Source organism: Nocardia sp. NPDC060259 (genome assembly GCF_042728775.1).
GTDB lineage: Bacteria > Actinomycetota > Actinomycetes > Mycobacteriales > Mycobacteriaceae > Nocardia.
Genome location: NZ_JBHXAY010000021.1, coordinates 14,449 through 34,567 on the forward strand (window position 1 = coordinate 14,449; position 20,119 = coordinate 34,567).

Annotated in this window: 18 protein-coding genes and 1 pseudogene; 16 read left to right on the forward strand and 3 right to left on the reverse strand. The window is 69.6% G+C overall.

All coding sequences use genetic code 11. The features are described 5' to 3' along the window. Positions 1–78: 78 nt before the first annotated feature. The 3 genes from hutC (at position 79) to ACFWF2_RS11465 (ending at position 2,082) form a co-directional block, all read left to right on the forward strand. A complete protein-coding gene (gene hutC / locus ACFWF2_RS11455; protein ID WP_379307036.1) occupies positions 79–852 on the forward strand; it encodes a histidine utilization repressor in 774 nt (257 codons plus the stop codon). Between the two features lie 294 nt (positions 853–1,146). Further along, on the forward strand, positions 1,147–1,470 hold the full coding sequence (locus tag ACFWF2_RS11460; protein ID WP_379307037.1) for a hypothetical protein: 324 nt from the start codon (positions 1,147–1,149) through the stop codon (positions 1,468–1,470). A 9-nt stretch (positions 1,471–1,479) separates the two neighbouring features. After that, entirely contained in the window at positions 1,480–2,082 is a 603-nt protein-coding gene (locus ACFWF2_RS11465; protein WP_379307038.1) for a hypothetical protein, read from the forward strand. 7 nt (positions 2,083–2,089) lie between these two features. On the opposite strand, the gene ACFWF2_RS11470 is transcribed toward ACFWF2_RS11465, so the two are convergent. The 3 genes from ACFWF2_RS11470 to ACFWF2_RS11480 all read right to left on the reverse strand — a co-directional run bounded on the left by ACFWF2_RS11470 (position 2,090) and on the right by ACFWF2_RS11480 (position 4,116). Then, positions 2,090–2,578, reverse strand: a complete 489-nt coding sequence (locus tag ACFWF2_RS11470; protein ID WP_379307040.1) for an HIT family protein — start codon at positions 2,576–2,578, stop codon at positions 2,090–2,092. A 153-nt stretch (positions 2,579–2,731) separates the two neighbouring features. Further along, the gene (locus tag ACFWF2_RS11475; protein WP_379307042.1) at positions 2,732–3,505 is read right to left on the reverse strand and encodes a helix-turn-helix transcriptional regulator; all 774 of its coding nucleotides are present in this window, start codon (positions 3,503–3,505) and stop codon (positions 2,732–2,734) included. Between the two features lie 41 nt (positions 3,506–3,546). Beyond that, positions 3,547–4,116 carry a TetR/AcrR family transcriptional regulator gene (locus tag ACFWF2_RS11480; protein ID WP_379307044.1) on the reverse strand — a complete coding sequence of 190 codons (570 nt, stop codon included), beginning with the start codon at positions 4,114–4,116 and terminating at the stop codon, positions 3,547–3,549. Positions 4,117–4,227: 111 nt separating this feature from the next. Here ACFWF2_RS11480 and ACFWF2_RS11485 point away from each other — a divergent pair, with 111 nt between their 5' ends. The 13 genes and pseudogenes from ACFWF2_RS11485 to ACFWF2_RS11545 all read left to right on the forward strand — a co-directional run bounded on the left by ACFWF2_RS11485 (position 4,228) and on the right by ACFWF2_RS11545 (position 20,111). Then, positions 4,228–4,665 carry a DoxX family protein gene (locus ACFWF2_RS11485; RefSeq protein ID WP_379307046.1) on the forward strand — a complete coding sequence of 146 codons (438 nt, stop codon included), beginning with the start codon at positions 4,228–4,230 and terminating at the stop codon, positions 4,663–4,665. 98 nt (positions 4,666–4,763) lie between these two features. Further along, positions 4,764–6,578, forward strand: a complete 1,815-nt coding sequence (locus ACFWF2_RS11490; protein WP_379307048.1) for an ABC transporter ATP-binding protein — start codon at positions 4,764–4,766, stop codon at positions 6,576–6,578. Continuing rightward, a complete protein-coding gene (locus tag ACFWF2_RS11495; RefSeq protein WP_379307050.1) occupies positions 6,575–8,290 on the forward strand; it encodes an ABC transporter ATP-binding protein in 1,716 nt (571 codons plus the stop codon). The genes ACFWF2_RS11490 and ACFWF2_RS11495 overlap by 4 nt, the downstream gene beginning before the upstream one ends. Before the next feature lie 881 nt (positions 8,291–9,171). Then, a complete protein-coding gene (locus ACFWF2_RS11500) occupies positions 9,172–10,185 on the forward strand; it encodes a polyprenyl synthetase family protein (RefSeq protein WP_379307052.1) in 1,014 nt (337 codons plus the stop codon). After that, positions 10,182–11,453, forward strand: a complete 1,272-nt coding sequence (locus ACFWF2_RS11505) for a hypothetical protein (RefSeq protein ID WP_379307054.1) — start codon at positions 10,182–10,184, stop codon at positions 11,451–11,453. The genes ACFWF2_RS11500 and ACFWF2_RS11505 overlap by 4 nt, the downstream gene beginning before the upstream one ends. A 58-nt stretch (positions 11,454–11,511) precedes the next feature. After that, positions 11,512–12,504 carry a fatty acid desaturase gene (locus tag ACFWF2_RS11510; RefSeq protein ID WP_379307056.1) on the forward strand — a complete coding sequence of 331 codons (993 nt, stop codon included), beginning with the start codon at positions 11,512–11,514 and terminating at the stop codon, positions 12,502–12,504. Next, positions 12,495–13,304: a methyltransferase family protein gene (locus ACFWF2_RS11515; RefSeq protein WP_379307058.1), complete on the forward strand. Its 810-nt coding sequence runs from the start codon at positions 12,495–12,497 to the stop codon at positions 13,302–13,304. The genes ACFWF2_RS11510 and ACFWF2_RS11515 overlap by 10 nt, the downstream gene beginning before the upstream one ends. A gap of 76 nt (positions 13,305–13,380) precedes the next feature. Continuing rightward, on the forward strand, positions 13,381–14,430 hold the full coding sequence (gene mvk, locus ACFWF2_RS11520) for a mevalonate kinase (RefSeq protein ID WP_379307060.1): 1,050 nt from the start codon (positions 13,381–13,383) through the stop codon (positions 14,428–14,430). Positions 14,431–14,528: 98 nt separating this feature from the next. Continuing rightward, a pseudogene (mvaD, locus tag ACFWF2_RS11525) lies at positions 14,529–15,518 on the forward strand (diphosphomevalonate decarboxylase); the annotation flags it as partial. Between the two features lie 94 nt (positions 15,519–15,612). After that, on the forward strand, positions 15,613–16,797 hold the full coding sequence (locus ACFWF2_RS11530; protein WP_379307062.1) for a phosphomevalonate kinase: 1,185 nt from the start codon (positions 15,613–15,615) through the stop codon (positions 16,795–16,797). Continuing rightward, positions 16,794–17,891: a type 2 isopentenyl-diphosphate Delta-isomerase gene (fni, locus tag ACFWF2_RS11535; RefSeq protein WP_379307064.1), complete on the forward strand. Its 1,098-nt coding sequence runs from the start codon at positions 16,794–16,796 to the stop codon at positions 17,889–17,891. Before ACFWF2_RS11530 ends, fni begins: the two co-directional genes overlap by 4 nt. Further along, positions 17,884–18,942 (forward strand): hydroxymethylglutaryl-CoA reductase, encoded by a 1,059-nt coding sequence (locus ACFWF2_RS11540; RefSeq protein ID WP_379307066.1) that lies wholly within the window; start codon positions 17,884–17,886, stop codon positions 18,940–18,942. Before fni ends, ACFWF2_RS11540 begins: the two co-directional genes overlap by 8 nt. Beyond that, positions 18,939–20,111 (forward strand): hydroxymethylglutaryl-CoA synthase, encoded by a 1,173-nt coding sequence (locus tag ACFWF2_RS11545; protein ID WP_379307068.1) that lies wholly within the window; start codon positions 18,939–18,941, stop codon positions 20,109–20,111. The genes ACFWF2_RS11540 and ACFWF2_RS11545 overlap by 4 nt, the downstream gene beginning before the upstream one ends. The last annotated feature ends 8 nt before the right edge of the window (positions 20,112–20,119 follow it).

Consider the following 20,119-nt stretch of genomic DNA (forward strand, 5'->3'; position numbering starts at 1 on the left):
ATATACAAGTAGCTGTCAAGCGTGCTGTGCCGTCCGGGCGCAACGTATTCTCTGGACAAACTGAGGGAACGGATACCGGTGGTGGCGATCGAAGTGGTCGATGCGGACCTGGCCGCGCTGTACAGCGAACTGGGGACCGAATTCGCGGCGTACGAACGCGTCAAGCAGCTGATCATGGCGCAGATCAAAGGCGGCCGGTGGGTCGAGGGTGAGCAGATTCCCTCGGAGAATCAGCTGGTCAACGCGCTCGGCCTGTCCCGGATGACGATCAATCGCGCGCTGCGTGATCTCACCGCCGACGGCGCGCTCAATCGGGTGATGGGTGTGGGCACCTTCGTCGCGCCGACCAAAGCCGCCTCGCCGCTGTTCGAGGTCAGGAATATCGCCGACGAGATCTCGCGGCGCGGGCACCGGCATCGCACCGAGGTGGTGTTCGTGCGCGCGGAGGAGGCGGGCGACCGGCATCCGGTGCTCGGAAACGCCATGAGCGGCAGGGTGTTCCATTCGCTGCTGGTGCACATCGAGGACGACGTCCCGATTCAGGTGGAGGACCGCTACGTCAATCCGGCCCAGGCGCCCGACTACCTGGCCCAGGATTTCACCACCGTCACGCCGAACACCTACCTCAGCGAGGTCGCGCCCCTGATTCGCGGCGAACATGTCGTGGAGGCGGTGCGGGCCAGCAGGGAGGAGTGCAAGCTCCTCGATATCGACCGCGACGAGCCGTGTCTGCTCATCCGGCGCCGCACCTGGTCCTCGGGTGGGCTCGTCAGTGCGGCGCGTTTGATTCATCCGGGATCACGCAATCGGCTGGAAGGTAGCTTCGGTTCCGGGTCGAAGCACGTCGAATAAGAACCTCGAACTCGCCAGCGATTCCGGGCAGTGTGCACACCGGCCGGTGGTCCTCCCTGTCGCGCCCGTCGATGGTGCTCGGAATTGTTACGCGATCTGAATGCTATTCGCCGACAGCAAATTCTCCGCTAACCATAAAAGTGCCTTTGACCTGCAAATTTCATTTGCGGATGAATGTCTGGCCGCTGCGGGTTATCACTGTTTCGTGACGAATCTCCTGGTAGTCCGGGTCCGGGCTGTAGGTTTAGTAGCCCATGGTTCGCTGGGTTCCATTCAGGTAACGGAGAGGCGGAAATGGCTACAGTCGCACGGCAGTCGGGGCCGCGCAGGATCATCTCCCGACAGGGCATTTCCGCACTGAAATCGTCGATGTCGCCGTCTGCTCTGGTGACCGTCGGCCTGATCTTGCTGATTCCCGTCCTGGCCACCGCAGGCCCCATCGCGGCCTCGGCGTTGATCGCCAGGTACGCCGGAGTGGGCCGGTCGGGTGTGCTGGTGCTCGTGGTGATCGCGGCCGTGGTGTGCGCCGCCGTCGTGGCCGCGACCATGGCGTTCCGGCTCGCGTGGCGCCGGGGCGCGGCCACCGGGCAGCACTCGTTCGGTTCCCTCGTTCGATAGGAGTTCGCCATGCAGACGCACCGCCCGGCAGGCTCCGCTGTCCCCGCGATCGATCCGATCCGCCCTCACGATGTCGACGAATGCCGCCGCCTGCGCATCGTCGCCCGCATCGACGACCCCGCGGTCTGGCACGCCGCCGCCACGCGCCTGCTCGACTGCGGCCGCCGCCGCTGGCACGCGCGGCCCGACATCGCCGACCATCCGGCATTGCGCCGCTGGTCGCGGATACAGGATGCCTATCAGGTGCCCGAACAGCCTTGCCTGCGAACGCTTTTCGCGGCGGTCGCGGCAGGCCACGAGATCGGCGCCGGCGACCCGCATGCCGATTTCGCGACCGCGGTGATGCTGCTGTCGAGCTGCCCGGCGGCGGTGGCCTGCCAGTCCGACCCGATGAACTATCCACGCGCCGTGCGCTTCTCGGTGTACGGGTACCGCGAGGACGACCTGCCCCTGGCGGAGGACCTGATCACGACGACGATCCACGCTTGCGGCGCCGTACTGGCCCGCCGCTGTACGGTTCTCGGCCGCGGCGCGCCGGTCCGGCCCGCGACCCCGGTCGTCGATCACCCACTGCCGGAGCTGCTGGTCCTCGGCGGCACCGCGGCGCGCTGACCCGCGGTTACCCCTCGGCGAGAATCTCGGTCACCGCCGCGGTGATCGCCGCACGCAGCCCGTCGTGCCGGGCGCTGAGCGCGTGCTCGGGCGCCGAGCGTTCCGCGCCGTACAGGTGGACCGGGCCGACCCGCAGCTGCTCGGGTTCCCACGCGTAGCGCGCGTGGATATGCCCGTGGAGGTGCCCCCAGGTATTGCCGAGCACCTCGTAGTTGATCCGCAGAAACGCCGGATCCGCCGCGCGGCAAGCGCGCTGCACCGCCTCGCCGAGGACCACCATGTCCGCCATGAACGCGACCCGCTCCTGCCGCGGCAACTCGGTGAGCTGATCGGCCTCGCCGTCGTAGATCAGCACGCAGTAGCCGGGCAGGTGCTGGGTATCCCCGATGACGGCCCACCCGGTGGTCAACCGGCACAGCACCGTCGGATTCGTTCCCGCCGCCGCGGCGCCGTCCCGATCGTTGCGCCAGTCGTTCGCTTCCAGATCCTGCGACATGCCGCCCCATTCCTGTCGTACGCCGACGACGCTTGTGCGAGAAGGGTGTTCGAGCGTACCCGCGCCCGCTCGCGGCCGTAGCTGATGCGCGCATCCGGCTGACCGACCTGATACGGGCCCGCCGTGTCTCCGGCGGCCTTGACCCGCATTGCGCTACGGGAGGCCGAGGTCGAAGCGGACACCGGTGCGCAGAAATCCGGAGGCGGACATGCCGAACAGGTCGTGGAAGGTTTCGCTGAAGTGGGAGGGGGTGGCGAAACCGGCGTCGACAGCGGAGCGCGTGAGGTCGCGGCCCGCGGCGGCGTCCCGGACCGCGTGGACGACCCGGGTCCAGCGCTGATAGCCACGAAAGGTGGTGCCGCACTGCCGGGCGAACAGCCGCAGGAAGTGCGTCTTCGACAGGCCGAGGTGGGCGGCCATCGCCTCGGCTCGGTAGACCTGGTCGGGGTTGCGGTTGATCGTGGTGGTGGCCCACGTGATCCGCGGATCGGCGACCGGCGTGTGGCCCGCGACCGCGTCGGCGAAGATCCGTTCCGGCTCGACGACAGCGGCGCGGCACAGCTCGACGAGCCGGCGTTCGCGCCGGTGGGCAAGCCCGTACGGTCCGGCGACGGCGGTCATCTCGTCGGCGATCGTCATCGCGGGCGCACCGGCGGGATCGACGAACAGCAGCAGGATCCAGCCGCCGGGAGCGTTGACCCGATGGACCGTGCGGGCGGGCGCGAACGAGCTGCCGGTGTGGATCTCGCCGTGGGTGGCGGTGTCGAGGACGAACGGCCCGTCCAGGCCGACGCTGAGCACTGCCACCGAGGGTGCGTGCAGGTCGACGCCGAGTTCGGGCCCGACATAGCCCACGTGCCCCGGCCGCATCCACACCACCGGCGACCGCACCGGACCGCACGTTTCCGAAAGCGCACCGACGGTCACCGTTGCCAGGGTATCGGTATCACGCGCCCGCCGCCGCCGGCTCAGTCGAAGGCCACGGTCGCGAGCATCTCGCGCGCGATCAGCTCCGGGTCCGCGGAGGTCGCCAGCTCGGACCCGTCGAGCGCGCCCTCCCGCCACAGCGTCGCGAACCCGTGCACCAGCGACCACGCGGCCAGCCGCGTCGCCCGCTGCCGTCCCGGCTCCTGATCGGACTGGATCTCGGCCACCCCGGCGCGCAACGCGGTCCCCGATCGCTCCCGCGCCGCCACCAGCTCGGGATCGTCCGCGCGCAGCACCTCCCGCCGGAACATGATGTCGAACCGGCCGGGATTGCTCAGCGCGAAGCGGATATAGGCCAGGGCCACCTCGCGCATGTCCTCGCCCGCTGCCGCCAGTTCCGTTGCCAGCAGGTCGAATCCCTCGATCGCCAGCGCGGTGAACAATCCGGCCCGGTCACCGAAGTGATGCGCGGGCGCCGCGTGCGAGACCCCGGCCCGGCGGGCCAGCGCCCGCAACGACACGGCCTCGATGCCCTCGGCCGCGATCTGCTCGGCCGCCGAGTCGAGCAGCGCCGCCCGCAGATCCCCGTGGTGATACCCGGTTTTCGTCATGCCTCGATCCTGACGCACAAACTTGTCATTGACAAGTTTCGCTGCTGGTGTCAATCTTTCCAGTGTCAAGATTGGCGCTAGGCCAGTCGACGTTCGCCTCGAGGAGTTCCCATGGCACCCTTCATCGCTCTCGCCGTCGTCACCGCCCTGGCCAGGCTGATCGGATGGCTCACCGACCTCGCCTGGCTGGACTCCTGGCCCCGGGCGGTGGCCGTCGGCCTGGCGGCGATGTTCACCCTCACCGCGAGCGCGCATTTCGCCGAACCGCGCCGGTCCGCGCTGATCGCGATGGTCCCGCCCAGCCTCCCCAACGCGCCCGCCCTCGTGGCTCTGACCGGCGTCCTCGAACTGGCAGGCGCCGTCGGTCTGCTGATTCCGGCGACCGCGCCTGTCGCCGCGGCCTGCCTGTTCGTGCTGCTGCTCGTCATGTTCCCGGCGAATGTCCGGGCCGCGCGGGCCGATCTGGGCATCAAGACCATGCCGCTGCCCGCTCGCACCGTCCTGCAAGGACTCTTCCTCGCCGCCTGCGGCCTCGTCGTCCTTGGCTGAGGGACCGCACGTTTCCGAAAGCGCGCCGCCCGACGGCGACGTCACAGTATTCGATACGCCGCCCGTAGCGCGGCCGCACAGACGCGAGAGGAACGACCATGACCATCACCGACGTGGCGCAGGTGCGGGAATCCCCACCCGCGGCCGACGCCGCGCCAGCGGGACCGACCGTCGCCGGACTGCTTCGCCCCTACCTGGGCGGCTTCACCGCTGTGGTGATCCTGCAGGTGATCGGCGCCGTCGCCGGGTTGGCACCGCTGCTGGCCGTGGTCGAACTGGGCCGAACACTGTTGTCGCCCACTCCGATCGATCACGGACACGTCTGGCTCGTCGTCCTCGCGGGCGCGGCGGGCCTGTTCGTCCGGCTGCTGTTCACCGCGGCCTCCGCCGGCCTCGGGCACCTGCTCGACGGGCGGGTGCAACTGTCGTTCCGCAGGCAGCTGGCCGCGCGGCTCGGCCGTGTCCCGATCGGCTGGTTCGGGCAGCGCAGGACCGGTGAACTCGCGAAGGTCGTCGGGGACGACGTGGACGCGGTGCACCCGTTCATCGCTCACGCGCCCGGTGAACTCGTCGCCGCGTTCGTGGTGCCACTGGTGTCGCTGGTCTACCTGTTCACCATCGACTGGCGGCTCACCCTGATCACCCTGATCCCGGTGGTGCTGGCGATGGCCCTGATCCCGTTGATGATGACCCCGACCCGGCAGCGCGAGCAGGAGGAATTCGACAGCGCCATGGGACGCATCGCGGATTCGGTGATCGAGTTCGTCCAGGGCATCCCGGTGGTCAAGGTGTTCGGCGGATCCGGGCGCGCCCATCGCGCGTTCCGCACGGCCACCGATGATTTCGTCGGCACCTTCTACCGGATGGTGCGCGGGCTGTCGGTGATCGCCGCGGGCATGCAGTTGGCGCTGTCGCCGCCGTTCGTCCTGCTGGTCGTGCTGATCGGCGGCGCGGGGCTGATCACGAGCGGCGGCATGGCACCGGCCGACCTGCTGCCTTTCGTCCTGCTCGGTCTCGGCCTGACCGCGCCGGTGGCAGCCCTGCTCGGCCACGGCTTCGACGATCTGCAGGCCGCCCAGCGCGCCGTCGGCCGGATCACCGACGTGCTGGCCGTACCGCCGCTGCCGGAACCCGCGCACCCGATCGTGCCCACCGGCCATCGAGTGGAATTGCGCGACATCCGATTCGGCTACGAGGCGGGCCACGAAGTGCTGCGCGGGATCGATCTCGTCCTCGAGCCGGGCACGACCACCGCGCTCGTCGGTCCGTCGGGCAGCGGGAAATCCACACTGGTCCAACTGCTTCCGCGCTTCTTCGACCCGGACCACGGCACGGTCGCGCTCGGTGGCGTCGATCTGCGCGAGCTCGGCAGCGACGAGCTCTACCGGCAGGTGTCGTTCGTCTTCCAGGACAGCACCCTGCTGCACGCCACGATCGCCGACAATATCGCGCTCGCGGTGCCGCACGCCGACCTCGACGACGTGGTGCGCGCCGCCAGGCAGGCCGACATCCACGATCGCATCGTCGCACTGCCCGACGGGTACCAGACCGTGCTCGGCGCCGAGGTGACACTGTCCGGCGGTGAGGCGCAACGGATCTCGCTCGCCCGCGCCCTGCTCGCCGCGACCCCCGTGCTTGTCCTCGACGAGGCGACCTCCTTCGCCGACCCGCAGACCGAGCTGGCGGTGCGGGGCGCGCTGGCGGCGGGGGCCGCCGACCGTACGACGCTGGTCATCGCGCACCGCATGGAAACCATCGCCGACGCCGACACCGTCGTCGTCCTGGACGGCGGCGTGATCGTCGAACGTGGCACGCCCGCCGACCTGCTGGCGGCAGGCGGCCGGTTCGCCGCGCTCTGGCACGCCCATCGATCGGCGCTCGCCGACGGACCCCGAGGAGACGAAGGCCGATGATCCGGATGCTGCTGCGCGTGCTCGGTCACGAGTACGCCGGGCCGGTGCGCCGCACCGTCGCCCTGATGACGGTCACCGCGATCGTCGAAGGGCTGTCCTACGCCCTGCTGGTTCCCGTCCTGCACGCGCTGTTCGGCAGCGATCCCGGCGAGGTCCGGCCGTGGCTGATCGCCTTCGGTGCCGCGGTCGCGGCCTACGCGGTGCTGCGCTATCTCAGCGATCTCGCCGGTTTCCGCAGCGGAACCACCTTGCTGGAAGGGATGTATCACCGGATCGGCGACCATCTGGCCCGGCTGCCCCTCGGCTGGTACAGCGCGAGCCGGGTCGGCGAGGTGTCGGCGCTGGCCAGCCGCGGTGTGCTCGACGCGATGGGTGTCATCGCGCATCTGCTGTCGCCGTTCATCTCCGCCGCGGTGACGCCGCTGACGATCGTCGTCGTGATGTTCGCCTACAACTGGCAACTCGGCCTGGCCGCCGCGCTCGGCGCACCGGTCGTCGCGGCCGTCCAGATCTGGGCGGGCCGGTCCACGGCGGCAGGCGACGCGGACACCGCCGCGCGCGGCGTCGAGGCCACCGGGCGAGTCATCGAATTTGTGCAGGCTCAGCCGGTGCTGCGGGCGGGCGGCCGGACCGGTGAACGGTTCGGGCTGCTCGACGACTCCCTGACCGCACTGCAGCGGGCATCGCGCCGGTCGACCCTGTCGGCGCTGCCCGGCGTGATCGGCCTGGCGCTGACGGTGCAGGCGATGTTCACCGTCTTGCTGGTCCTCGGCGCGTACCTCGTCCTCGACGGAAGTATCGGTGCCGCGGAGATTCTGGCGATCCTGGTGCTGGCCGCCCGCTGCGCCGATCCGCTGCTCTCGCTGGCCGACATCGGCGGCAAGCTGCGCGCCGCGCGGTCGGTGCTGGCGCGCCTGGACGAGGTCCTGCGCACCGAACCGCTGCCGGAGCCGCGCGAACCGGCGCTGCCTGCCTGTCACGACCTGGCCTTCGATGCTGTCGCCTTCCGGCAGGGCGACCGCACCGTGTTCGACGACGTGTCGCTGGCGGTGCCCGACGGGAGCACGCTCGCGGTCGTCGGCCCCTCGGGCGCGGGCAAGACCACCCTGCTGCAACTGCTCGCCCGCTTCGCCGACGTGGACGCGGGCGCGGTCCGGGTCGGGGGAGTGGACGTGCGCGACATCAGCACCGAGGAGCTGATGTCCCGGATCGCCGTGGTCTTCCAGGACGTCTACCTCTTCGACGGCACCATCGAGGACAACGTGCGGCTCGGCCGCCCCGGCGCCACCGACGCCGAGGTGCGCGCTGCGGCGGCGGCGGCCCGGCTCGACGAGGTGATCGAGCGCCTGCCCGGTGGCTGGTCCGCGCATGTCGGCGAGGGCGGTGCCCGCCTGTCCGGCGGTGAGCGCCAGCGTGTCTCGATCGCGCGCGCACTGCTCAAGGACGCGCCGATCGTGCTCCTCGACGAGATCACCTCCGCGCTCGACCCCGTGAACGAGGCGGCCGTGCACGAGGGCATCGAGCGCCTGATGGCGGGCCGGACCGTGGTGACGGTGGCGCATCGCCTGCGCACCGTCCAGCGTGCCGACCTGATCGTGTTCGTCGACGGCGGTCGCATCGTGGAACAGGGCACCCACGACGAGCTGCTGCGCGCGGGCGGCCGCTACGCCGGGTTCTGGGCGAGCGCCGGCGCCTCCGTCGCGGGCGGGTGACCCGGCGGCGGTGCCGTCGCACGCGAGAGCCGGTTCGGCCGGGAGTTCCCCCGGCCGGCCGGCAACGCGGAATCTGAAACTGCCCTCGTCTCGATTTGGCATCAGGCAGTGAATTGTCAAGTACGCGTACATATCTCGACCCCGTGTAGATGCCGGCCGGTTGGGAAAGTTGCCAACCGTTCCTGGTCCGATTCGCGGAGATCTCACCAAGCGCCGAGCCCGATTCGCGGCATCGCGGTCGCCGCCGTAGAGTCGGCGGTCGAGCGTTGTCCGCATGTTTCTCGGTGATCGCCCGCAGGACGATGATGTCCTCGGCGAACGGTTTGAACAGGCGTTTCCCGGCATCCCGGGGATCGGCCTCGTTGTCGGCGCGACCCTACAGGGGGTCGTCGCGTCCGAATATCTCTGTCGCAGCGCCGCGCCAGTCCGCGGTATTTACCTTTGCGCAACACACTGCTACCCATAGGTCGGTTAGGGTCACGGAATCTGTTGGGGCACTGCGAGTTCGACATCATCCGGTCCGGCCCCGGACGTTGATCCCCGTCTCAGTAGCGCGCATGGCGCGCGAGTTACTTTGTGGCACTGTCCAATACCGCGTTCGTGTATTGAAACATGTTGTAGTCCTTGACAAGTGGGCCAGCGGTCCACAAAACTACCCGTCGGTAGCCGGCGATCGGGAAGCTCAGGCCCGGTAGTTGTGACAAGTCACATCCAGTGACTGCCCCGCCTGAACCCCCGTGAACCCCTGTGCACCAGTCGGGGTGAACCTCACTGCCACCGTGACCACACCAAAGGAGTTCAGCGCTATGGACAATCACGCGCTACCCTCAGCGCACCGTCAGGATGCTCGTCCGACAGTGCACCCGGGCGATCAGGTGGCGGTGCTGCCCAGACCGTCGGTCACCACGCAGTCGGTTGTCGACGACAAGCCCGTCGGGCCGGTCGAATTGCTTCCGCTGGTCACCGAGCGGCTGCACGAAATCCTGATCACCGGTGGCGATTTCGACGCCATCTACCGGCATGTTCTCGCCGCGCCCGGCAAGCGGGTGCGGGCTCGGCTCGTGCTCGCGTGTGCCGGCCTGCTACCCGATGTCGCGGCGGCGCCACAGCAGGCCGCCATCGATCTGGCCTGCGCGATGGAGATGCTGCACGAGTCCTCGCTGCTGCACGACGACATCTGTGACGGTTCCCTGCTGCGCCGCGGCGCGCCCTCGGTGCCCGCCGCGTTCGGCGTGCGCATCGCCGCCAGGGCGGGATTCCACCTGGCGGGCGCCGCGATGCAGGTGGTCGCCCAGGTGCTGGCCGACAACCAGGCGGTGTTCGCCGGGATCGGTGACGCGCCCGGCGTGACCTATGCCGACCGCTTGTCGGATCTGTCGTACGGCCAGCTCATCGAGACCTTGCCGCCCGCGGTCGACGCGACCGCGCTGCGCCGCCACTACGAACTCGTGGCAGGCGCCAAGACCGGCACGCTGTTCCGCCTGTCGTGCTCCTACGGCGGCACGGCGGGCGGCGCCGACCACGACCAGCTGCAAGCCCTGATGCACTACGCCGACCAGCTCGCGCTCGCCTTCCAGATCATGGACGACGTCCGCGACATCGAGGGCGGCCCCGAGCTGGGCAAGGACGCCTGCGGCGATCTGGACCGGCGGGTGCCGACCTGGCCGGTCATCGAATGGCTGGCGATGCGCCCCGGCGCGCGCGAGCTGTGGCTCTCGGCGGAAACGTCCAGCGCCACGCTGCAGACCGACCTGGTCGAGAGCGGCGCCACCCAGGCCGCGCGCGTCGTCGCGGTGCAGGCCACCGAGACCGCGAGCGCGGCCCTGGACATCTTCCCGTCCACGCCCGCGCGCGCGGACCTCCGCGAACTCCTGCAGCAGGTGATCAACCGATGAGACAGACCAGAATCGGCTCCCTGGCCTACGGCCTGCGCCACCTGCGGCGGGCACCGGATATGGCCGCGCTGCGGGCGGCGGCGTCACCGGAGGAACTGGCCAGACTGGCGCTGATCCCCGCGGGCCGCAACCTCGGCGTCTCGGTGAGCTTCCTGCCCGCGCACCTGCGGGCCGAGGCGACCGCCGCCCTGCTGGCCTGCCGGGTGCTCGACGCCTTCGAAGACCTCAGCGATCGCGCGGTCGCGAGCAGCGCCGTGCTGGCGGCCGCCGACTACCTCAACAGCACCACCGACACGCCGCCGCCCGCCCTGCCCGCCGTCGCCGCGGAAGCTCGCGACAGCGAGGCCGTCGACCGCCTGCTGGCCGAGCGCATCGGCGATATCAGGGCGCTGCTGTCCGCGCTGTCGGCGGAGGGGCGCAAGCGGGTCGGTGCGGTGATCGTCGACGTGGCCGGTGTCATGGCCCGCAATCTCGACGCGCCCCTGTCCCGGGTCGTCTACAGCGAAGGCGTGCTCGGGCGGGTCACCCACTACGCGTGCGCCCTGGTCGCCGAAGACGTGCTGTCGGAAGCGGATCTGCGCGAACTGACCGGCTGCGTCGCGGTGATCGCCCAGTCCGCGAACGACTTGCGCGACAACGAGTTCGAGATCTACGGCGTCGCCGACCGCGAGGAACTGAAGCGGATGGTGATGCTGCAGCTGCTGGCGCCCGCGCTGGGCGGCTTCGCCCTGCTCGCCCGCCTCGGCCCCGGCACGCCGAGTCGCGGTGCGCGCGCGGCGATGGCGTACATGACCATCACCACGACCGCGTTCCTGTGCTCGGTCGTCGACGCGCCCTCGCCCTACCGGCGCAAGCTCGGCGCCGCGCTGCTGGCCGCTTCGTCCGCCACCTACTGGGACAGGATGCTGGACCGGGTGCGCCGCACCGCCGATCTGGCGATCCACCGGATGCTCGACGCCTCACCGGATTTCGCCGACGGTGCGAACCAGGCGACCGAGGTGCTCGGCGCGGGTGACCCGCGGTCGAAGCCGACCTCGCTGGTCCCGCTGATCGTCGACACCACCTTCGCGCTCGTGCAGACCCTGCCGGAGGCCCCGCTGACCGGCGAACTCCCCGACGCCGAGGTGCGCACCATGATGATCGCCGATCACCTGGCCTTCGGTGCCATGGAACGGGTGCCTCCGCACGAACCCGAAGCGCTGCAGGCGCTCGCCACGAGACTCCAACTCGCTGCCCTCGACACCAGCACCCAAGGGAGCCGCCCATGAGCATCGTCACCAGAACCGCGCTCACCGTCCTGGACACCACTAGCGAAGGAGCTCCCCTATGAGCACCGAAACGCCCGTCGCGCCGGAGCACACCCCGTTCAGCAAGCGCGTGCTCAAGCTCGAGCACGCCTCGAACGTCGGCCCTCTGATGCACATCGCGCTGTGGATCGGCATGCTTGCCCTCGGCCTGTTCGTGCCGTTCGCCACGAACTGGTACATCGCGGTGCCGCTGATCATCGTGCTGTCGCTGCTGAACCTCTCGCTGACCATCGGCGTGATGCACATGCACACCCACCGGCCGCTGTTCGTGTCGAAGTTCCCGAACCGGGTCGTCGACTTCCTGTGCTGTCTGCCCGGCAACCTGACCGCGGCCGAGATGCGCGAGGTCCACGTCCTCAACCATCACCGGTTCAACGACGGGCCAGGTGACGTCACCTCGACCGCCGGGATGGAGAAGGGCCTCGGCGCCATCTGGTACTGGGTCCGCTACGGCGTCATCGTCAAGATCCACACGATGCGGACCATCTTCGCGGCCGACCCGGCGCCGCGCCGCCGCAAGACGCGCCAGCAGTTCCTGCTCGACATGGCGCTGTACGCGGTGGTCATCGGAACCGTCTGGTATCTGGTCGATTTCGATCGCTTCGTGCTGTTCTATTGGGTGCCGTTCCTGATCACCCAGGTCAACGCGGGCTACTTCGCCTGGTTGAGCCACGCGCCTGCCAAGGGCTTCGAGGACGACCCGAGCACCTCGCTCAACAACGCGGGCAACATCCTGAACTTCCTGATCTTCAACCAGGGCTACCACAGCGTGCACCACCGCTACCCCGGTATCCACTGGAGCCAGATTCCGGACAAGCTCGACTACATGCGTGATGTCAACCCCGGCGTCATCGTCCCCTACTGGATGGTCGCGCAGTCGGGCTGGCGCCTGTTCTGGCCCGGCGGCTTCCTCAACGAGGGTTACGGCACCAAGTGGAAGGCCAGGCTGGAGCAGCGCATCGAAGAGGGGACCGTGCGTTCGCGGTACCTGCCGTGGTTCGCATGGATCTGATCACACCGACACCGACCCAGGCGCGGGACGTGCTGACGAGCCGTTCGCGGCTCGTCCCGTTCCTGTTCTCCTTCGCCGTCTACGGCGTCGCGGGCATCACCGTCCCGCTGATGCTGCTGTTCGCCGGCGGCTGGTTCCTGCCGAAGACGATCGACAAGGGCCCGCACCTGTCGACCGTCCCGGCGATCGTCATCGACGTGGGACTGCTGGCGCTGTTCGGCCTGCAGCACTCGGGCATGGCCAGGCCCTCGTTCAAGGCCTTCGTCACCCGCTGGGTGCCCGAAGCGCTGGAGCGGACCGTCTACATCGTGATGGTGTGCCTGGTCATGTGGGTGATCATGCTGGCCTGGCAGCCGATTCCGGCGGTGATCTGGTCGGCCGATGGCACCGCGGGACTGGTGCTCGACGCCGGGTTCTGGCTCGGGTTCGTGCTCGTCTACGCGGCGACGCTGCTGCTGAACCACTTCCACCTGCTCGGCATCAGCCAGGCTTACCGCGAGTACGTCATCCAGGTTCCCGACGCGACCGTCGACCGGCTGCAGGTGAACGGGGTCTACCGCCTCGTGCGCCATCCGCTGATGACCGGCCTGCTGGTCTCGTTCTGGTTCGCCAGCACGTTCACCGTCGGGCACCTGGTGTGGGCACTCGGGTTGACCGGTTACATCCTGCTGGGCACCTACCTGGAGGAACGCGACCTGATCGCGCGCTTCGGCGCGTCCTACCGCGCCTATGCCGCGCAGGTTCCCGCCTTCTTCCCGTCCGTGCTCCGCATCTTCGGCCGATCGACTCGGCAGCCGTAAAGGCGTGCCGCCCGGCGTGTTTCCCGTTCGGGAACGCGCCGGGCGGACCCCGCCCGAGTTCGGGAGAGGAATCGACGTGAACGGTCATCCTGTTCGAGAGCGCATCAGACACAACTCCACCGGCGCGGGCCCCGTTCCCGGCGTCGGCCATTCCTATGCCAAGGCGATCCTGCTCGGCGAGCACACCGTCGTCCACGGCACTCCCGCCATCGCGTTTCCGCTGCCCGCGCTGCCGGTGCGCGCCCTCGCCTGTCCCGGCGATGCCGGTGTGCAATCGGATGTGCCCGCCGAGGGTGGTTTCCGGTTCCTCGCGGGTGATCCGCACACGGTGACCACCGCGTCCGGTCCGCGTGTCGCGGTCGAGGAGGCGTTGCGGCGGTGGGGATTCGATGGCGACATCGTCGATGTCGTTGTCGAGTGCGATATTCCGCTGGCTCGTGGCCTCGGTTCCAGTGCCGCCTGCGCGGGCGCGGCGGTGCGCGCGGTCGCCGACCTGTACGGCCGCACCGTCGATCCCGGCATGCTCTACGAACTCGTGCAGTGCGGCGAGCAGGTCGCGCACGGCCGGGCCAGCGGCATCGACGCCAGCGCCGTCCTGGCCAACGGCCCGATCCTGTTCCATCAGGGCACGGCCCGTCCGATGGACATCGGCCTGGACGCGGCCCTGGTGATCGCCGACACCGGCGTGCCCGGCTCCACCCAGCACGCGGTGGCCGGGGTGCGCCGCACCCTGGAGCGCGATCCGCGCGCCGCGGAGCGACTGCTGGCCAGGGCCGCCGACCTGATCGGTTCCGCGACGGCCGACCTGTCGGCCGGGCGTGCCGAGTCGCTGGGCACGACGATGCTCGAATTCCAGGGTCTGCTCGCCGAACTCGGTGTCAGCACACCGCATATCGACACCCTCGTCACCGCGGCGCTCGACGCGGGCGCGTTCGGCGCGAAGCTGACCGGCGCCGGCCTCGGCGGCTGTGTCCTCGCGCTCACCGAGACCGGCGGCGCACTCGCGGTGAGTGCCGCGCTGCGCCGGGCCGGTGCCGTGCAGACCTGGACGGTCGGCACCGCGAGCCTGCGTACGGCCTCCCTGTCCCTATCCTCCTCGAGACCGGAACTCGATACACACCGATGACATTTTCCTCCGCAGTACCCGTAGTACCTGCAGTACCCGTTGTACCTGCAGTACCCCTAGCGTCCGAGCGGCCCGAGGATCGTGTCCGCGACGGCGAGGCCGTCGCCCTCGCCTACCCGAACATCGCCCTGGTGAAGTACTGGGGCAAGCGCGACGAAACCCTGTTCCTCCCCGTCACGGGGAGCCTGTCGATGACACTGGACATCTTCCCGACCACGACGTCGGTCCGGCTGATCGACGGACCGGCCGACACCGTCGAGCTCAACGACACCGCCGCCACCGGCACCGCGCTCGCCCGCGTCGAGAAGTTCCTCGACCTGGTCCGCGCCAAGGCGGGCCGCACCGAACGCGCCGCGGTGGTGACCGCCAACGCGGGCCCGACCGGTGCCGGCCTGGCCTCCTCGGCGAGCGGATTCGCCGCACTGGCCACCGCCGCGGCCGCGGCCTACGGACTCGACCTGGACGGCCGCGCCCTCTCCCGCCTGGCCCGCCGCGGCTCCGGGTCGGCCTCCCGCTCCATCTTCGGAGGCTTCGTCGTCTGGCACGCGGGCGAGGGGGACGGCGACGCGGGCGATCTGAGCTCCTACGCCGAGCCGATCGGCGGCGACGAACTCGACCCGGCGCTCGTTGTGGCCGTCGTCGAAGCGGGTGCGAAGGCGGTGTCGAGCCGCGTCGCCATGCGGCAGACCACCGAGACCTCGCCGTTCTACCGGCCGTGGGCCGAATCCTCGGTGCTCGATCTCGCGGACATGCGCACAGCCGTTGCCCGCCAGGATCTTCCCGCGATCGGTGAGATCGCCGAGCGCAACGCCCTCGGGATGCACGCCACCATGCTGACGGCGCGACCGGGCATTCGCTACCTGTCCCCGCACTCGCTCGCGATCCTGGACGCGGTGCTCGCGCTGCGCGCCGACGGCATCGTCGCGTACGCGACCATCGACGCGGGCCCCAACGTGAAGGTCCTGTGCACCCGCGCCGATGCGCCCCGGGTGGCCGCCACGATCGAGGGTCTGGGGGAGTTCGTGACCACCCGGACCGCTCATATCGGTCCGGGCGCACGCCTGACGACGGGCAGCGACGGTGAGTAGTAGCGGAGATCTATCCGGGACCCTGACTGCGGACAGTCGGCGATCCCCGACCGGCCGCGCAGGTCGTCCCGGGAGGACCGGTGGCGACGGGCCTGTGATCAGTTGTCGCGCACCAGGGAAACTATTCATCGCAGGTGAGTACGCCGTCGTCGAGCCCGGGCATCTGGCCGTACTCACCGCCGTCGACCGCTACGCCACCGCCACGGTCACCGACGCGACTGCCGGGGTGCCAGGGGAATTCGGCACAGCGATCGGCGCGTCCGTTGGCGTGCATGAGGCGTCTGCCGCGGTGACCGGCGCGGTCTCCGGGGTGGTTGTGACGCTGCGGTCGGACCTGGACGGTGGCGTGACGCTGGCCTGTGGCCGCGACGGTGACCGGTTGGTCCCATTGACGCCCGATGCCGGTGTGCCCGCAGCATTCGCTTATGTTTTCGCCGCCGCGTCGGTCATCGATCGGTTGCTCACCGAGCGTGGAATCGGTTCCCGCCCTTGCGAAGTGGACGTCGTGGCCGACCTCGGCGATGCCGACGGCCGCAAGTACGGTCTCGGCTCCAGCGCGGCCGTGACGGTGGCCACCATCGCCGCCCTCGGGCAGTTCCACGAGCTCGAGCTCACGACGATGCAGCGGTACCGGCTGGCCATGCTGGCCACGATCGCGGTCAACCCGCGTGCCTCCGGCGGCGACGTGGCGGTGAGCACCTGGGGCGGCTGGCTCGCCTACGGTTCCCCCGATCGCGCGGTCGTCGCCGACCTCGCCGCCGATGGCATCGACGCCGCGTTGCGTGCACCGTGGCCCGGGTTGTCCGTGCGCCCGCTGCCCACGCCGACCGGACTCGCCTTGCAGGTCGGCTGGACCGGCAACCCCGCCTCCACACCGGCATTGGTCGCAGGGCTCGGCGCGGCCACGCGCACGCCGGGTGACCGGGCGACGTTCAACGCGCGCAGCAACGACTGCGTGCAGCGACTGCTGGCCGCGATCGAGGCCGACGACTCCGCCGCGATCGGCAGCGAGATCGACTGCGCGCGTGAGCTTCTGCTCGACCTCGACGAGACCTCAGGCCTCGGCATCATGACGCAACGCCTGCGCGCGCTGTGCGCGGCGGGCGCCGCCGTCGGCGCCGCGGCCAAACCGTCCGGCGCGGGCGGCGGCGACTGCGGCATCGCGCTCGTCGACCACACCCGCACGGCCGCGATGGCCGAACTCACCGGCCGGTGGATCGCCGCCGGTATCCGCCCGCTGCCGTTGCGGACCCACCCGTTCGAAGGGGACACCGCATGATCGCCGATCGCAAAGACGACCACGTTCGCCACGCGGTGAACCAGCGCCGCGCCGACACCGGCGCGAACGACTTCGACTGCGTCACCTTCGTCCACCACGCGCTGGCGGGCATCGACAGCGACGAGGTGTCGCTGGCCGTCGATGTCGCCGGAAAGCGGTGGGACACACCGCTCTACGTCAACGCGATGACCGGCGGCAGCGCCAACACCGGCGAGATCAACCGCAAACTGGCCATCGCCGCCCGCGAAACCGGCATCCCCATCGCGACCGGCTCGATGAGCGCCTACTTCCGCGACCCCGCGGTCGCCGGCACCTATCGCGTGCTGCGCCAGGAGAACCCGCACGGATTCGTCATGGCCAACGTCAACGCGACGGCCTCGCTGGATCAGGTGCTGCGGGCGATCGACCTGCTCGAGGCCGACGCGCTGCAGATCCACCTCAACGCCGTGCAGGAAGTCGTCATGCCCGAGGGCGACCGGTCCTTCGGATCGTGGCCTCGCCAGATCGAGCACATCACGGCCAACGTCCCGGTTCCGGTGATCGTCAAGGAAGTCGGGTTCGGCCTCAGCAGGCAGACCGTCACGTGGCTGCGCGACGCCGGTGTGTCGGTGGCCGATGTCGGTGGCCGCGGCGGCACCAACTTCGCCCGCATCGAGAACGAGCGGCGCCCGGCCGCCGACTTCGCCTTCATCGAGAGCTGGGGCCAGTCGACCCCCACCTGTCTGCTGGACTGCGCCGGGATCGCCGGGATCGATATCGCCGCGTCCGGCGGCATCCGCTCACCACTCGACATCGCCCGCGCGCTGGCGCTCGGCGCCGACGCGACCGGTGTGGCCGGCGCGTTCCTGGACACGATCGTGCGCCAGGACACCGACGCGCTCGTCACGCAGATCCGCACCTGGCTCGACCAGCTGCGCCAGATCCTGACCGTGCTCGGCGCCCGCACCCCGGCCGAGCTGGCCGGCTGCGACCTGCTGATCACCGGGGACGTGGCGACCTTCTGCGCACTGCGCGGCATCGACGTGGCAGCACTTGCCCACCGGAGTCCCTGGTGGCACGAATCGAACGACCGAGGAGGAGTCATCCATGAATGACATGTCGTACGCAGCGGTCCCGCTGCAGTGGGTGGGGCCCTTGCGCATCACGGGCAATGTGGTCGACGATGCCGTCGACGTTCCCCTTGCCACCTACGAAACGCCCCTGTGGCCCTCGGTCGGGCGCGGCGCGCGGATCTCCACCCTCACCGAGCGCGGCATCGTCTCGACGCTCATCGACGAGCGGATGACCCGTTCGATCCTGCTCGAAGCCGACGACGCCTACACCGCGCTCACCGCGGTGCGCCAGCTGAAGGATCGCTTCGCCGAGTTGCAGGAGGTCGTCACCGGCAGCAGCCGCTTCGCCCGCCTGATCGACCTGCACCACCAGATCAACGGCAACCTGCTGTTCCTGCGGTTCGAGTTCAGCACCGGGGACGCGTCGGGTCACAACATGGCCACTCTGGCCAGCGATCACCTGATGGACCACATCCTGACCACGGTCTCCGGCGTGCGCTACGGCTCGATCTCGGGCAACTACTGCACCGACAAGAAGGCCACCGCGGTCAACGGGATCCTCGGCCGCGGCAAGAACGTCGTCACCGAACTGCTGATCCCCCGCGACGTGGTGACCCAGCGCCTGCACACCACCGCCCGCCAGGTAGTGGAACTCAATATCCGCAAGAACCTGATCGGCACGCTGCTGGCGGGCGGAATCCGTTCCGCCAACGCGCATTACGCCAACATGCTGCTGGCGTTCTACCTCGCCACCGGGCAGGACGCGGCCAATATCGTCGAGGGTTCCCAGGGCGTCACGCACGCCGAGGACCGCGACGGTGACCTGTACTTCTCGTGCACGCTGCCCAACCTCATCGTCGGCACCGTCGGCAACGGCAAACACGCGAGCTTCGTGGACGAGAACCTCGAGCGCCTCGGCTGCCGCGAGGACCGCGAGCCCGGCGAGAACGCCCGCCGCCTCGCCGTCATCGCCGCGGCCACCGTGCTGTGCGGCGAGCTGTCGCTGATGGCCGCACAGACCAATCGCGGTGAATTGATGCGCGCCCATACCCAATTCGAGCGGTCAACCACGAGCAACGGAACACAGCTATGACTACAACTCCGGTCGGCATCCACGACCTGTCGTTCGCCACCACCCACTACGCCCTCGACCACGCCGTCCTCGCCGAAAGGCTCGGGGTGGATCGCGACAAGTTCTACCTCGGCATCGGCCAGGAGAAGATGAGCGTCGCCGCGGCCGACGAGGACATCGTCACCATCGCCGCGGCCGCCGCGCAGCCGATCATCGAGCGGCACGGCACCGACAACATCCGCACCGTGCTGCTGGCCACCGAGACCGGTGTCGATCAGTCCAAAGCCGCTGCGTTGTACCTGCATTCGCTGATCGGGCTGCCCAACGCCGCGCGCGTGGTCGAGCTCAAGCAGGCGTGCTACGGCGGCACGGCGGGCCTGCAGTTCGCCGCGGGCCTGATCGCGCGCGACCCGGCGCAGCGGGTGCTGGTCATCGCCGCCGACATCGCCAAGTACGAGCTCGACACCCCGGGTGAACCGACCCAGGGCGCGGCCGCCGTCGCGATGCTCGTCAGCGCGAATCCGGCCATCCTGCGACTGGACCCGCAGTCCGGGCTCTACAGCGCCGACATCATGGACTTCTGGCGCCCCAACTACCGGACCGCCGCCATCGTCGACGGCAAGACCTCGGTCAACGCCTACCAGAAGGCCGCCCAGGAGGCGTGGACCGACTACCGCCGCCAGGGCGGGCGCGACCTGTCGGAGTTCGCCGCGTTCTGCTACCACCAGCCCTTCACCAAGATGGCCTACAAGGCGCACCGCCACCTGCTCGAGAGCCAGGGCCACACCGCCGACGTCGCCGAGATCGAGGCCGCGATCGGCGACACCACCCACTACAACCGCACGGTCGGCAACAGCTACACCGCCTCGCTCTACCTCGGCCTGGCATCGCTGCTCGACCACGCGGACGATCTGACCGACCGCGCACTGGCCATGATCAGCTACGGATCGGGCAGCGTTGCCGAATTCTTCAGCGGCACAGTGCAGCCCGGCTACCGCGAGCATCTGCGGACCGAGGCGAACCGGGCGGCGATCAGCTCGCGTGAGCTGCTGGACTACGACCACTACCTGCGGCTGCACGAGGCCACCTCACCGAGCGACGGCGCGTACCACGCCATGCCGGAGGAAACCCGCCGCCCCTACCGGCTGGCCGCCGTCTCCGGCCACAAACGTATCTACGAATCTCGCTGAGGTCTCCA